Source organism: Chryseobacterium angstadtii (genome assembly GCF_001045465.1).
In the GTDB taxonomy this organism is placed as follows: Bacteria; Bacteroidota; Bacteroidia; order Flavobacteriales; family Weeksellaceae; genus Chryseobacterium; species Chryseobacterium angstadtii.
Window position 1 is genome coordinate 40,905 of the sequence record NZ_LFND01000005.1, and the last position, 14,344, is coordinate 55,248.

At 38.1% G+C, this 14,344-nt stretch carries 13 protein-coding genes; 8 read left to right on the top strand and 5 right to left on the bottom strand.

All coding sequences use genetic code 11. The annotated features are described in order from the left end of the window. The first annotated feature begins 80 nt into the window (after positions 1–80). The 7 genes from ACM46_RS15125 (at position 81) to ACM46_RS15155 (ending at position 6,879) form a co-directional block, all read left to right on the top strand. Positions 81–785 (top strand): hypothetical protein, encoded by a 705-nt coding sequence (locus tag ACM46_RS15125; RefSeq protein ID WP_206541010.1) that lies wholly within the window; start codon positions 81–83, stop codon positions 783–785. A gap of 167 nt (positions 786–952) precedes the next feature. Next, positions 953–1,783 (top strand): SDR family NAD(P)-dependent oxidoreductase, encoded by an 831-nt coding sequence (locus tag ACM46_RS15130; RefSeq protein WP_048507529.1) that lies wholly within the window; start codon positions 953–955, stop codon positions 1,781–1,783. A gap of 414 nt (positions 1,784–2,197) precedes the next feature. After that, positions 2,198–3,331: a serine hydrolase domain-containing protein gene (locus ACM46_RS15135; protein WP_131707608.1), complete on the top strand. Its 1,134-nt coding sequence runs from the start codon at positions 2,198–2,200 to the stop codon at positions 3,329–3,331. 52 nt (positions 3,332–3,383) lie between these two features. Further along, entirely contained in the window at positions 3,384–4,007 is a 624-nt protein-coding gene (locus ACM46_RS15140) for a prealbumin-like fold domain-containing protein (protein ID WP_131707609.1), read from the top strand. A 36-nt stretch (positions 4,008–4,043) separates the two neighbouring features. Next, positions 4,044–4,817: a leucine-rich repeat domain-containing protein gene (locus ACM46_RS15145; RefSeq protein ID WP_048507532.1), complete on the top strand. Its 774-nt coding sequence runs from the start codon at positions 4,044–4,046 to the stop codon at positions 4,815–4,817. 69 nt (positions 4,818–4,886) lie between these two features. Next, complete coding sequence (locus tag ACM46_RS15150; RefSeq protein WP_048507533.1) at positions 4,887–5,753, top strand: helix-turn-helix domain-containing protein; 867 nt, start codon at positions 4,887–4,889, stop codon at positions 5,751–5,753. A gap of 70 nt (positions 5,754–5,823) precedes the next feature. Then, complete coding sequence (locus ACM46_RS15155; RefSeq protein ID WP_048507534.1) at positions 5,824–6,879, top strand: hypothetical protein; 1,056 nt, start codon at positions 5,824–5,826, stop codon at positions 6,877–6,879. 117 nt (positions 6,880–6,996) lie between these two features. Here the strand turns inward: ACM46_RS15155 and ACM46_RS23520 are convergent, their stop codons facing one another. From ACM46_RS23520 to ACM46_RS15170, 5 genes are all read right to left on the bottom strand, one after another. Beyond that, positions 6,997–7,143 carry a bacteriocin-like protein gene (locus tag ACM46_RS23520; RefSeq protein ID WP_173426491.1) on the bottom strand — a complete coding sequence of 49 codons (147 nt, stop codon included), beginning with the start codon at positions 7,141–7,143 and terminating at the stop codon, positions 6,997–6,999. 27 nt (positions 7,144–7,170) lie between these two features. Continuing rightward, positions 7,171–7,314 (bottom strand): bacteriocin-like protein, encoded by a 144-nt coding sequence (locus ACM46_RS23400; RefSeq protein ID WP_157859458.1) that lies wholly within the window; start codon positions 7,312–7,314, stop codon positions 7,171–7,173. Between the two features lie 172 nt (positions 7,315–7,486). Next, positions 7,487–8,431, bottom strand: a complete 945-nt coding sequence (locus ACM46_RS15160) for a 3',5'-cyclic-nucleotide phosphodiesterase (RefSeq protein WP_048507535.1) — start codon at positions 8,429–8,431, stop codon at positions 7,487–7,489. Between the two features lie 318 nt (positions 8,432–8,749). Next, entirely contained in the window at positions 8,750–10,204 is a 1,455-nt protein-coding gene (locus ACM46_RS15165; RefSeq protein WP_048507536.1) for a sigma 54-interacting transcriptional regulator, read from the bottom strand. A gap of 108 nt (positions 10,205–10,312) precedes the next feature. Continuing rightward, entirely contained in the window at positions 10,313–11,455 is a 1,143-nt protein-coding gene (locus ACM46_RS15170; protein ID WP_048507537.1) for a vWA domain-containing protein, read from the bottom strand. Positions 11,456–11,815: 360 nt separating this feature from the next. Between ACM46_RS15170 and ACM46_RS15175 the strand changes: the two genes are divergently transcribed. Beyond that, positions 11,816–14,149 carry a hypothetical protein gene (locus ACM46_RS15175; RefSeq protein ID WP_048507538.1) on the top strand — a complete coding sequence of 778 codons (2,334 nt, stop codon included), beginning with the start codon at positions 11,816–11,818 and terminating at the stop codon, positions 14,147–14,149. Positions 14,150–14,344 lie beyond the last annotated feature (195 nt).

The window sequence follows — 14,344 nt, forward strand, 5'->3', positions numbered from 1 at the left end:
GAGGATAGAACTTAAAAGAAAAACCCGGGTTACGGCTAAATAGGCGGTCAATTTAATTAAAATTTATAAAAAAATAGATTGTGCAAAAACTAGCTAATAAAAATACGGCAATATGGATGGTATTGATTGGCAGTATAAGCATCATTGCTATGCCGTTGCTGCTTCCACTTTTGCCTCTTGGATATCTTAAAGACTTTGGTACAATAGGAGATGCATTTGGAGGTATTTCCAACCCGCTTTCACAAATAGTAGGATTTGTGCTGTTGTACCTTGCTTTAAAAGCACAAATAAATGCGAACAATATCCTTCAGCAGAACATATTGAAAGAGAACATGAAAGAGATGAGACAGAGAGAACTGGAACAGCTCCATGAACTCTATGTGATCTTTGAAAGAAATATTCGGGAATTTACGTATATCAACCGTTTTGAAGTTGAAGTTCAATTGCAGGTACTCAATGGCAAAAGAGCTATTTATTGTTTTGTAAACGATATTGAAAAAAGAAATATTGATCTACACAACACAGAAGGGTTATTACAGGAAGATGGAGTTCGGGAAATCGTAAGTATTCTGAAAACGGCCCAACTGATATTTGTGAAAATCGGTAATATGGATGTCGAAAATGATGATAAAAACTTTTATATCAACATCATGAAGCATGAATTGGTTTTCAGTATTTTTCCATATACAGATCTGGATGAGTCGGCGGAATTGAAATTACCTCAATGCCCGTACTGCCATGAATATCACGGTAATTATCCTCCGCTTATTTTTGATAAACTCTAGGAATTGAAGCTCTATTTTTCTGCTTAGAAATTTCAATTATTTTAAAACTTTTGCAATACATGTTTTTCTAAAAAAATCAATAAAAAAGTAAAATCATTTTTCAATCGTCATGTATTGTAAGCAGAATATATTTTGCGATTTATAAAACAAAAAATCAAAAATTTAAAATGGAAACAACAAACAAAACCTGGTTTATAACCGGTGCATCTCGCGGGTTCGGACGTATTTGGACAGAAGCTGCATTACAACGTGGTGACAAAGTGGCTGCAACCGCAAGAACCCTTTCAAGCATTGCCGATCTGAAAGAAAAATATGGTGATCATGTACTCACTCTGGAACTCGATGTTACCAATGCAGAACAGGCAAAAAAAGCGGTAGATGAAGCTTTTGCGCACTTTGGCAAAATTGATATTGTATTGAATAATGCAGGGTTTTCAATGATTTCAACCATTGAGGATGGTAATCCGGAAGATATTCGTGCGCTTTACGAAACCAATGTGATAGGGCCTTTGTTTGTGATAAAAGCAGCCCTTCCGCATTTGCGTAAACAGGGGTATGGTCATATTCTGGGAACTTCCAGCAACTTAGGTCATGTTACAATGCCTATTATCGGATACTATTGTTCTTCAAAATGGGCTTTCGAAGCCATTCACGAAAGTTTGGCGATGGAAATAGCACAATTCGGAATTAAGGTGACCATTGTAGAACCCGGAGCTTACGCCACTGAATTTGGAAGCGGGCAAATGCCGGATCTGTTTAAAGGTCTGGATATTTACACCGATTTCAAAAACGGATTTTTGGAACAAATGAAAGATCACCAACGTGGAAATCCCCATGCAACGCCGGAAGCACTTTTCAAAATGGTTGATTCACCCAATCCGCCGCTTCGTTTTTTCCTCGGAAGTGGTAATTTGGCCTGGACAAAAGGAGAATATGACAAACGTATGAAAGAATGGGAAGAATGGCAGGATGTTGCCGCTTCTGCACAGGGAAATTAGAACTCCTTAATAAATATCGTTTATTGAAACAGAGACTGTCTTTTTGTTAAGGCAGTCTCTGTTTTTTATTATTTATGGGAGTAATGCTTTTTAATCCTGGCACAGCAAGTCCACATTCAACATGATCATCGTATTTGTTTTAGTATAGCAAAGTTCAAAAGGAACCTTTTAACGGGAGTAACCGAATTCAGGGAAGTTGTAACAGTATCTCTGACACTTAATTCTTACCGGAATAGTTTTAGAAACTACTTGTCAGGGGTTTCTATTTCATTGTATTCAGAGGCAGTAAGATACAATTTCCTGATAGATCGGTTGAAGGCTACAAAGAAGTATTTTTTGAACATTTTGTGAATGAAAATAAAGTTAACTATATAGTTGACTTTATTTTTATATATTTACAAAAAAATAATTGTGGTGAAAAAAATAAAAAACAGAGTATTAACATCGGGATTGTTGCTGTTACTTCTCATTTGCTGGTACATAGGAACATCATCTCAACCGGTAACAAAACCGGAGAACGCTCAGGATCAAATAGAAAAGGTTATTGCTGAAGAAACGGAAAAATTGATGCGGGAGCCGGGCTATAAGGCTGTTTCAGGAGTACTTTATATCAAAGGCAAAGCTTATGAGTTTCATTATGGCAGACTGTCCAACGGAAAAAAGCCAGATAGTCATACCATATATGAAATAGGATCCTTAACTAAAACCTATACTGGCTTATTACTTTCCCAGGCGGTACACGACGGTAAAATCAACCTTGATGAGGACGTGAGAAACTATCTGGATGGGCCATATCCCAATTTTATTTTATCGGATGGCAGGCCCATCACGTTCAGACATCTCATTACTCACACAGCTGGTCTTCCTTTGTTTTTAAACTGTTATGATGGAAAACCAACAATAGAGCAACAAATAGCTTGTTTTGAACATTTGACTCCGGACGATTTTTTCGCCAGGCTAAAACAAACCAAGTTGATTGACAATTCGGGCAAAAATTACCATTATTCAAGTGTAGGAACGCAATTGATTGGCTATATTTTAGAGCGTGTTTATGGTTTATCATTCAAAGACTTGTTCCAGAAATATATTTTTTCCCGCTCAGGCGAAAAGCAAACCTTCTCGGAGTTAAAATATGACAAGAACTCGAATATATCAATAGGAAGAGACAGTAGTGGAGTTAAAATGCCTTTAATTAATGGGTTCTACAAATATTCAGGAGGTATGAAAGCCTCAACAGCTTCCATGTTCAATTACATAAAGATGTATCTGGAAAGCAATGATCCGGTGGTGAAACAAACGATGACCCGTTTGGCTGGCAACGTACAATACGGAAGAGCTTATGCCTGGAACACCTATAACTACGATAAAAAAATGAAAATGCTCTATCATAATGGCGGTAGCTTTGGTCATTCCTCATGGATCGCTCTTTACCCGGACATAAAAGTGGGAATTTTCATTGTGACGAATGTAGTAACTGCAGATTCCCAGAGCAAGCTGAACGAATTGTCCAATAACATTATCGACAAGATTGAAAACTCCATCAATTAAAATCTTTCAACAAAATAAAATATACAATCATCAATATCTAAAATAATATATCATGTTAAAAATCAATCATTCTTTCAAACCAAGAACTTGTTGTTCTTTTGTGTTTCTTTTGTGTTTTTGCCTGGGGGTGGAGGCACAGAAAAATGTGGAATATGTTCTTCCTACATCAGCTTTTAACAAAGAAGAAGCCTATAAAATGCTTGATGAGGGAAACAACAGCATCGAAGGGACTATTTCTTTGAAAAAAAGAGGTTATGTCAATTACCCGGGTTATCTGAGTACAGTTTTATTATATCCTGTAACGCCTCATCTTACCGAATTTATTGAGCTTAATAAGAAGTACAACAGCAGGAAAAAACAGGCAGCTATGACAAAAGAAGCTGCTATGGTCCGTATTGAAACAAAGACGATAGACAGCAAGGGGAATTTTGTATTCACCAACCTGAAACCGGGAAAATATTATATTGTAAGCCTGGTAACGTGGGAAAAAGTTAGAGCAAACAAGGTTCAGTCAGGGCCGGTAAGTGCCAATTACAACATGCTTGGAATACAGATGGGCGGCGGCCATGTTCCCACAGAAACCCGGTATGAGTCCCAGGCCTATGAAAAGGAGGTTGGCGATTACATTGAGGTATCAGGAAATAATAAGATCACTACTGTGAATATTGCTCAATAATCAGAATGTTATACTAATCACTAAAAACAAAAACAAATGAAACCCATTCATATTTTTCTCATCCATCTGTTTCTGTATTCCGGTATTGTTACCTTAAAGGCTCAAAACATCAGTTTTCCGGATGAAAATTTTAAAGCAGCTCTTATTGACCAGGGTGTTGATACAAACGGAGATGGAAATATCCAAAAATCGGAAGCCGCTCCAATTAAAAAACTGCATGTAAATAATGCCAATATTTCGTCATTGGTAGGAATTAAAAACTTTACAGGTCTTGAGGAACTTGCGTTTCTTGATAACAGGCTCACCTCTGCTGACTTTGAAGGGATGAAAAACCTTAAATACTTATATGGAAATAATAATAAGCTCACACAGCTCAAGTTGAAAGGGTGTACCAACCTGGAAGTGATCTTTATGGACCAAAACGAACTGTCTGCTTTAGATCTTTCCGGGATGGTACAGCTAAGAGACATACGGATCAACGTCAATAAGCTACGGTCAATTGATTTGAGTAGAAAGCCTAAACTGGAGAAAGTAATGCTCTTCAGGAATGAGCTGACGCAATTTAAAGCCGATGAATCTCCGGAGCTGAAAGAACTGGATCTTTCCAGGAATCAGATAACAGAAATGGATCTGAGACGTTTTTCCAGGCTAAAAGAAGCAGATCTTAACGGAAATCCTTTAAGAAAGATTAATGTGACAGGACTTGGTGCCCTGGAAAAACTCTATTGCGAACCCGCACCTTTTGCTCCGGCTCTGATAAAGCAAATGAATACTTCCGGTCTTGTCAGTCTGAAAGAGTATAAGTGGTAAGAATATGACCAACAGAGAAAATTTGTATTTTTAACTCATCCTTGTAACGGGAAAAAATTCTAACAGGAAATGGGATCAGTCACAAAAATTAAAACATATCATTTTCTCCCCTATAAATATGGTTCGGAAATGCTGTTGGATATCGGGCGTATCGAAACACTGAAGAATTATGTGTTGGATTGTACATTACATCAACTTAGTTTTTATGAGATTATTTTCATTGAAGAGGGCGAAGGAACCTTTACATTAGGCGAAAACAAGACATTGATAAAGCCTGGAACCGTTATTTTTACAAGTCCGGGACAAATCCGGCACTGGGACATAAAGAAAGAGGTAAAAGGGTATACGCTGTTTTTTGAAAAAGACTTTCTTCATCTGTTTTTTTCGGATGAACTGTTCCTGTACCGGTTCCAGTATTTCCATCAGTATTCACGCCCAACCGATATGCAGCTATCTGATCAGTCATTGGGCAGATGCCTGGAACTCTTGCATGGAATAGAAGGAGAGTTCAGACATCTTCAGAATGACAGCAATCATTTGATCAGGTCACTTTTGTACCAGTTACTGGTCATACTCAATCGGGATTATGCCAATGTTTACCATGTTCGGAGAGATACGTATATCCATCCGGATTTTTACAGGTTCAGGGCTTTACTGGAGAAGAAATTTGTAGATGACCGGAGTGTGGAAAATTATGCTCAGATGCTTAATATCAGTTCGGGATTTCTTAATAAAATCTGCAGACAGTTTAGCGGATTTTCGGCCCAGCAAATGATTCATTACAAACTGATTTCGGAAATAAAGAAATTACTTTATCAAAACAGATCTGCAAAAGAGATTGCTTACGAGCTGGGTTTTTCAGATCCGTCTAATTTTAACCGTTTCTTTAAAAAATGTACAGGGACCACTCCTCAGGAATATCGGAAGAAGATGTAAATGATCATTCTAAAAGCAAAATGACCATATTCGTACAATAGGCATATTCTAATTTTACAAAAAAAAGAATATGACAAAATACATCCTTAGTCTTCTCTTGTTCATCATGAACCTATTATTGATACAGGCTGAGCAACTATACGTTAATCCTCAGACGGGCAACGACGGAAATTCCGGAATAAAGTCTCAACCGCTAAAGACCATGATGGAGGCTGCAAAACGGGTAAACTTAAACAAAGAGGAGGGAGCAACCACCATTATCCTTTCAGAAGGTGTACATCTGTTAACTCAGACGGTTGTCTTCACCAATGATAAATATACCCTTAAAAACCGTCTTGTCATTCGTGCAGAGGTTATGCCGGATGATGCAGACTGGACTCCCCAGAAAATGCCGGTTGTTGTAACGGCAGTGCCGCTTGTACAGGGTGTGGGCGGAGAAGAAGCGAAAGGAATACAGCCGGAAGTAAGCCATGTGACGATTGAGGGGCTTCGATTCAGTGGCAGCCCGGACTATTCTTATGTAGATGGCAATAATCTACGCCGTTCCTATCCCATATGGCGTGATGGAAAAACATTGGATGATCTGCTTGTAACGCAGTGCCTGTTTGCGGGAAATGTAGATGTATTGCCGTTGCATGTCGGGGTTATTGCCAATGGATATGGTTTGGTCATCGATCATTGTGTTTTCTTCAATTGTAAAAACCCTGTTGTCTTTTGGAAAACCGATGGAGGAACCGGGAGTCGTAATGCGATGCGTTATTCACTTGTGTATGGCTGCTATTTCAGTGGGGTTTGGACGACGCAAAGTACTGATGGAGAGTCTTTCGATTTTCACCATAATGTCATAGCCAACAGTAGTACCGTATGGGTAAGAGAAAAAGGAAGTACACGGAAATATAGAGCTTCTGACAGCCTTTTTGCAGACTATACCAACCTTTCAGGATATGGAAGCGGTCCGTTAAGCGGAAGTGATGCAACATCAACAGACTTTCTGGAAATGAAAAATGTACAGACCACCGGCTCCGTAACAATCGAAAAGGACCAGAGTAAACGCAATTATCTGCAATTAGCAGAAGGCTCGATGGGTTCAAACTTAAAGGCAGGTCTTTTCAAAAAGGACCGGTAAGATCCGAAATGATTCTGAAAATAGTCTGATATATTGATGTGTTTTATAGTGAAAAGAGACTGTCTCAAAGTGAGATAGCCTCTTTTATTTTAATGTTTGGTAAGTATTATTGCTTTTTTAGCTTAGTATATCACATGGAGCTACACAAATCACCCAGGGGCATCTTTTTATTCCCGGAGGCGGGCAGCATGCTTCGGAACATCCGGAGGCTCCGCCATTGATACTTTTCAACTGATCTCTTGAAATTTTCTTAAAATTTTTCATAATAAAGTTATTGAGTTAGGTTAAAAATTAAGGCTGGTTTCCACCGCCGCATCCGTCGTATGGCATACATGTCCATTTTCCGTTGATCAGGCATATCTGGCCGCCCGGGCAGTTAATACCGCCTGTAATGGATTTCATTTCCTCTCTCTTGATTTTTTTTAAATTTTTCATAAAAATTAGGTTTAGTGTAGGCCTAAATTAATCAATTTTAATCAAGTGAAATATAATTATTATGAAAATTTTTATACTAATCCAATTTTATGTTGTGATATTGTGAGTTGCCTGTAGATTTTCTTTTAGATGAAATAAATGCTGCATGAGCGTGGAATACCTTGATGAATAACTATGGCAAACTTATTTTCACGCCTTGTTCGGGGAAAATATAATTGACTTTTAAAGGATTGTTTTCCAGCAGTTCTTTTTTTATAATCTCCGGATTATTTCCTGTAGGTTTTCTATGGGTGACTACGATATTGAGGTTTTCCAGGCTGTTTTGTCCTGTTTTTTCTTTCAGTTTTTCTAATTCTTCCCGCAGCAGATTGGGCGTCAGATGTCCAAATAACAGATTTTCAGGCTGGCTGTTTGGGAATGAAACCTCAATGAGTATGGTATTCAACTGTTTCTTTTTAATGAGAGGAGCCATATTTTTCCAGAGAATATCGAGTCGGTCAGATTTCTCAATCCGATCAGCTCCCGTATCACCTAAATAGAGTAAATAATGTTCACCTCTTCGAACCAGTGCTGCACTGCTTTTGTACGGATTCACATGGCTCAGTTCATAAGCTGTCAGAAAGAACGGCGTATTTGGAGCAGGGATTTCAATACCTTCCTGAAGCTCGTTATAATGGTACTTCCCGAGTATTGGTTTTTGGCCCTGATCGGCGAAATTAATCCAGGTATCTGAGATAAAGTAATGATTTTGCAAAATCTGAAGAACAGGTGACATCACAAAAATGTTCTTTTTACTGTCGGCAGGAGAGTTGATAATAAGCCCTGATAAATGATCCAGGTGGCCATGCGAGATAAAATATCCTTTTATCTGATCCCGCAGAACGTTTTCAGCAGTTCCGTTAAGGCTTTTCAGTTCAATGGCTTTTCGTATTCCGCTATTGACGGTACCGGCATCGAGGCAGATAAAAGCATTGTCTTTTGGGGCACCCACTAAATAGGCAGATAGATTATCTTCCTGTTCGCCGCCGTATATTCCTAATGGGACAACGTCAAAATTTTGGGCTTGACAGACAGTATACAGAAGAAATGCAAATAAAGAAAGTGTCGTTTTTTTCATGGGAGGTAAGCCGGAAAATCCGGGCAGCACAAATTTACATTGTTTTTTTGTGATGATATGCCTCTCTTTGTATTACTTTAATAAACGAAGTGGCTTTGTCTGACTTTAAAATTATTCAAAAAGGTAAAGAATCCTTGTTTATCCTTGCGGTAAATAATATTATTTTAATAATCAATTACTTAATACTATTCCTTAGCCCGAACTCAGGTTAAATAGTAAAAACATGGTCACATCATAAAAAGGACTGTCCACAACGAGAACAGTCCTTTGTTGGTATCTATTTGAAGAAATTCACTCCTGAATCCCTTTTGAAATTTTTTAGTTACGTAAATACTGGCCAATTCCCGCAGAATCGAATGTATAAGCAGATTGGTTCTCCGATTTATCCAGCTTTTTACTGATCGTTAATGCCCATAAAACAAGCTCTTTGCAGAAGTTCTGATCTTCCGGGCTTAATTCTGAAGCATTTTCCTCAACCACGGTTACTAAAGGAGTAATGCTGTTAAGTTTAGCATAGAATTCCTCATCCGTATCGTTGTAATTCAGTTCAAGGTGGTTTTTGTTGAACCATTTGATCAGGTCTGTATAAGGTGTTTTTATTCCTTCCTTCTCAAGTTTGGATATGCGTGGAAACAGGCTTTCAAACTGAATCATCACCGCCTGATCAATTAATATCCTGGCGACATAATCTGCACCTTCCTGTTCGCCTTCATACACCAGTTCAATTTTTCCTGTGATGGATGGAATGATGGACATGAAATCAAGCAGACGCACCGTAGTTTTCGCAGAACCTGATTCAATTAAACGCAATTTGGCCGCGGCTACCAAATTTTCCATTGCACTGATCGTGAGACGTGCGCTGACGCCACTTTTTGCATCCACATATTCACTGTCACGGGCTGCAAAAGCAACTTCTTCCAAAAGGTCTTTAGCCATATCCGGAATCTGTATCTGTGACTGATCCTCTGCGGAAATCATAGCCTCCTGTTCCGTAATCTGTCGGGCAAGTGCGATTGTTTTTGGATAATGTGTGAAAATCTGTGATCCGATTCTGTCTTTTAAAGGCGTTACGATGCTTCCTCTGTTGGTATAATCTTCTGGATTGGCCGTAAAAACAAACTGAATATCAAGAGGCATTCTCAGTTGAAAACCACGGATCTGGATATCGCCTTCCTGTAAAATATTAAACAGAGAAACCTGAATTCTTGCCTGAAGATCCGGAAGCTCGTTCAGAACGAATATGGATCTGTTCGCCCGAGGAATCATTCCGTAATGCAAAACGCGTTCATCAGAATAGGGTAGTTTTAAGGTAGCCGCTTTGATGGGGTCTATATCACCAATTAAATCAGCAACATTCACATCGGGAGTCGCCAGTTTTTCGTAGAAACGGTCGGAGCGGTGTACCCACGAAACAGGAGTGTCATCACCATGTTCCGCAATGAGATCTCTGGCATATTTTGAGATAGGCTGAAACGGGCTGTCATTGATCTCGGAGCCTTTTACAACGGGCATGTACTCATCAAGAAGGCTCACCATGCTTCTTGCAATTCTGGTTTTCGCCTGGCCTCGTAAGCCTAAAAGATTGATATGATGGCCTGCAAGAATCGCCTTTTTCAGTTGGGGAATTACAGAATCTTCATAGCCCCAAAGTCCCTCAAATACAGGTTCTTTAGCTTTAATCCTGGCTATTAGATTGGCTTGAATTTCCTGACTGATTGTTTTATCTGTATAACCGGATTTTTTTAATTCTCCGAATGTAGTATCGTTTTTCATTGTTCTTAAAGTAATAATAATTATCTGAAATGAGCTATTTTAATCCCAGCTCACAATTGTATAAATCTAAAGTTTGAAGTTTGAAGTCTGTAATCTGACATCTGTCATCTAAATCCTCTTTATCCTGTTCTTCTCATAATCCTCAAAAATCATTTGCCCCAGACCTGAAAGTCCTGTTAAAAAGGCTTTTCCTTTATTCTGGGCTGTAAATTCCTTTACAAATTGTCGCAGATAAGGATCCTGAGCAATCATAAAGGTCGTGATTGGAATTTTTAATTTTCTGGCCTGTGCGGCTCTGTTGAGGCATTGGGAAACAATCATTTCATCCAGGCCATAGCTGTTCATATAAAATTCTCCGTTGGGTAACCGGATGCAGCTTGGTTTTCCATCGGTGATCATGAAAATTTGTTTATTGGTATTTCTTTTTCTGCGAAGAATATCCATGGCAAGTTCCAATCCCGCTACCGTATTCGTATGGTAAGGACCTACTTTTAAATAAGGGAGATCTTTGATTTTAATGGGCCACGCTTCATTTCCGAAAACAATAATATCAATAGAATCTTTGGGATATTTCCGGTTGATTAATTCCACCAAAGCCATGGCTACTTTTTTAGCGGGTGTGATGCGGTCTTCCCCATATAAAATCATAGAATGGCTGATATCAATCATCAGAACCGTACTCATCTGCGCCTTATGTTTGGTTTCCTCTACAATGAGGTCGTCTTCCGTAAGGCGTAAGTCTGAAATTCCGTTATTGATCTGTGCATTTTTTAGGCTTTCGGTCATATTAACCGCGGATAAATCGTCGCCGTATTGAAAAGAACGGTTTTCGCCATCGCGTTCGTCCCCGATACCTGTTTTGCGGGTACGGTGATTGCCTGCGCCACTTTTTTTAAGTTTCCCGAAAATCTGATCCAGGGCATATTCCCGCAAAGCAGCTTCGAGTTTCGGAGTCAGTATATTTTTACCTTTTCCGGTTCCTGAATTGCCGTCTTCGGAATCTTTTTCTTCCTTAATGTAACCTCTCTTTTTTAAATCTTCTTCAAAATCCTGAAGAGAATATTCGTCGGTGAAAATATCATATTCCTTGTCAAGGATGTCGAGCCACTCAAAGGCTTCCTCTATATTGCCGGAAGTATGGGTAAGCAGATCCTTGAATACATCAAAGACCCGGTCGAAATGGGAAATGTCTTCCGGAATATGTTTGCTGAATGTAAAGCCTTTTTGATGATTAAAATCTTTGTTCTTCATAAAACGATGAAGCTTTTTTTACTGTTATTTACGTATAAAATACCTGAAATATGTTGTGCAACTTAAATCCATTAAACAGTTATGACCGTTTTTTAGCCCAGTTGAAAATAATCTGAAGGTATTCTGTATTTTTTTTAGCTGTTTGAGGATACAAGTTAGGGAAATAATAGGATCGTGAAAAATAGAAAAAACTAATGATTGTGATATGAAAAGAGAATATAGTTGAATAATAAAGCTGTTTTTCAAAACAACCTAAGCAAAAGTTTTATGTGATTCAAGAAAAATAACACAAAAGGGTGATTTTTACAGGATTATGTTTTTACTAATTTTATAGGGATAACTAAAACTAATAAAAACACCATGGAAAAACTTTTTGATTATCTTGAAGGACTTTTAGATACTATTAAGGACAACGGTCTTTTTATATTTCTGGCAGTTCTTTTTCCTGTTCTGCTCTACAAATTCGGAGCGGGTGAGGAAATTATTCTGGATCTTACATCCCGTGACATGATGGAAAGCCGGAACTTTTTTGTTATTGCTTCCTTTCTTTTCTTGGGCTTAAGCATCTGGTGCATACCTACATTGTCTATTTATATATTCAAAGCATTTACCAGAGTGCCATCTGACAGGGTTCTTCCTATATTGGACAAACTGCTGGATTTGTACAATGCCAAACCAAAGTCTAACCAGATGAGGAAAATACTTCAGGTTCCTGTCCGCTATATCGCCGTACTTCCGTGGATAATTTTCATTATTTCGTTAGTGAATGTTTATTATGGAAAGAAAACTATGATAATTACAATTCTGGCCCTTGCTGTTGTTATAAAACTTCTGGATTATTATAGCAAGATTTTAACGAAATCTTTTGATACGACTTTTCTTCAGCTTAAGAAATTTTGGGAAATTATATGTCTCGTGCTTATACTGGTTTTTGAATACGGAATTCTTCAGTTAGGTGTAAAAGGGTATTATACTTCTCTTATTGTATTTGCTAATATAACAGGAGTTTTGCTTGCCTATATATTTTTCCTGGTAAAAGAAAACTCAGAGGATTTTCCCGATGGTGATCCCCGCAAAATGAAAATGATTCATGATAAAACCTTTTGCATGCACGGCTTACTGCTGCTTATTTCTGTTGGAGTAATGATTTTTTACTTCACGAAGCAAATAAATGGAACGCTGAATACGGTTTCACCCATAACCATAGGTACAATGATAATGAGTTTCTACATTCTCATTATTGAACTTTTTATAACATCTCAGATGTTGCTTGCGAATTTAATGATTAAAGGTTTTTCTGATAATCGGTTTAGGTTCAGGGTGTATAAAGGAGTAGTTGTTTCTTTTGCCCTGTTGTGGATTATTTTGCTTTTCAGCAGTACGAATCCTCATACGATTACTCAAAATCCGGTAAAAGACCAGAATGAATATTTTGTAAGAGAAAACCTTTACAACCATTTTTCAGAATGGTACAAGAGACGCGGACCAGATCCAAAAACAGGTGAACTTGAAGTATTTTTGGTGTCAGGGCAGGGTGGCGGTTCCAGAGCTGCTTACTGGTTTATGTCCAATATGTTTGAACTGGACAGCCATAGAAAGGACTTCTATAAAAACCTCTATTCTATATCCACGGTATCAGGGTCAAGTTCCGGAGCTCAGATGTTTCTGGCTTCCAAAGAGCATTACAGGCTCTCTGAAAAAGCCAAACGGGATGTTGCAAGGAACATTTATACAAGAAATTATCTCAGTGGAGCTTTATATGGTTTACTCATTGGTGATTTTTTTGAAACCATAGCCGGTCTGTTTGGAATGCAAGAGCGTGACAGGAATTTCTATTTTCAGATGGAAGAACAAAAGGCATTTTTAGAGGCCCATAAAAAAGTAAAAGTATGGTCTGCTAAGGATTCTGTAAAGTACTTTTTTTCCAGAGATTATATGTATTACTACAACCGGAAGAAAAGTAAATACAACATTCCGTTGTTTTTTCTCAATTCAGCTATTGTTGAGAATGGTAAGAAAGCAGTTTTTAGTCCTGTGCAGCTGAATGCTCCCATAGACATTGTGAATAACGGGATAAGTAATGACTATGCTCTTTTCACCCTTTATGAGGATGCCTACGGGATTTACCGTAAATGCGACTGGTCTGCGAACAAGGAGATCCCCATGTCTGCCTGTGTAAATGCCAGCCAGTCGTTTCCGCTCATTAATGCTTACAGTTTCCTTCATGGGGTAGGTCGTTTGACAGATGGTGGTTTTTTTGAGAATTCAGGAACATCTACCACTCAGGAAATCTATACAGCTCTTAAAAAGTATGTTAATGAAAATAAGCTTCCTGTAAAATTTACTATGATCAATATATTAAATAGTAAGACGGATAGCGATCATGCTGTAAATTATTCAAGAGCATCTATACTTAATACAGCCACTGCCATACTGAACAACCCTTTTAAAGGCCATGAAGTTCTTGCCGTAAAGCAGCTTCATAAGCAGGTTGTGCTTATGAATAGTGACGGAAAAGACCGTATCATCACATTGATACCGACCGGAAAATATAATCTGACAAGAATTCTTAGCGAAAAATCGGTTTCTAAAATGCGTATTGATTTAGACAGTGTAAAGAAGCACAGCGATATTTTCAGGCTTAAAGATACCATGAGAGACAAACAGTTCCTTAAAGGATTTGCGACCCAGTAAAGTGGTTTGAACAATTCTATAGTTTATTCATAGGGAATTTAAATACAGAAAACAGACATATATTTTTCTTTTCCATAAAAAATTTAACCTGATAATGATTCGTAGCATCACGAAATTTTGCCCCTTTTATTTTGTAAATGATTTAAAAATAGATTTACCTGTGTGAAATTCTGAAGTTTATTAAGCGTTTTAAAG

Excerpts from the sequence above, each read along its gene's own strand:
- ACM46_RS15130 (WP_048507529.1), top strand. The coding sequence starts at position 953 with ATGGAAACAACAAACAAAACCTGGTTTATAACCGGTGCATCTCGCGGG.
- ACM46_RS15140 (WP_131707609.1), top strand. The coding sequence starts at position 3,384 with ATGTTAAAAATCAATCATTCTTTCAAACCAAGAACTTGTTGTTCTTTT.
- ACM46_RS15145 (WP_048507532.1), top strand. The coding sequence starts at position 4,044 with ATGAAACCCATTCATATTTTTCTCATCCATCTGTTTCTGTATTCCGGT.
- ACM46_RS15150 (WP_048507533.1), top strand. The coding sequence starts at position 4,887 with ATGGGATCAGTCACAAAAATTAAAACATATCATTTTCTCCCCTATAAA.
- ACM46_RS15155 (WP_048507534.1), top strand. The coding sequence starts at position 5,824 with ATGACAAAATACATCCTTAGTCTTCTCTTGTTCATCATGAACCTATTA.
- ACM46_RS23520 (WP_173426491.1), bottom strand. The coding sequence starts at position 7,143 with ATGAAAAATTTTAAGAAAATTTCAAGAGATCAGTTGAAAAGTATCAAT.
- ACM46_RS23400 (WP_157859458.1), bottom strand. The coding sequence starts at position 7,314 with ATGAAAAATTTAAAAAAAATCAAGAGAGAGGAAATGAAATCCATTACA.
- ACM46_RS15160 (WP_048507535.1), bottom strand. The coding sequence starts at position 8,431 with ATGAAAAAAACGACACTTTCTTTATTTGCATTTCTTCTGTATACTGTC.
- ACM46_RS15165 (WP_048507536.1), bottom strand. The coding sequence starts at position 10,204 with ATGAAAAACGATACTACATTCGGAGAATTAAAAAAATCCGGTTATACA.
- ACM46_RS15170 (WP_048507537.1), bottom strand. The coding sequence starts at position 11,455 with ATGAAGAACAAAGATTTTAATCATCAAAAAGGCTTTACATTCAGCAAA.
- ACM46_RS15175 (WP_048507538.1), top strand. The coding sequence starts at position 11,816 with ATGGAAAAACTTTTTGATTATCTTGAAGGACTTTTAGATACTATTAAG.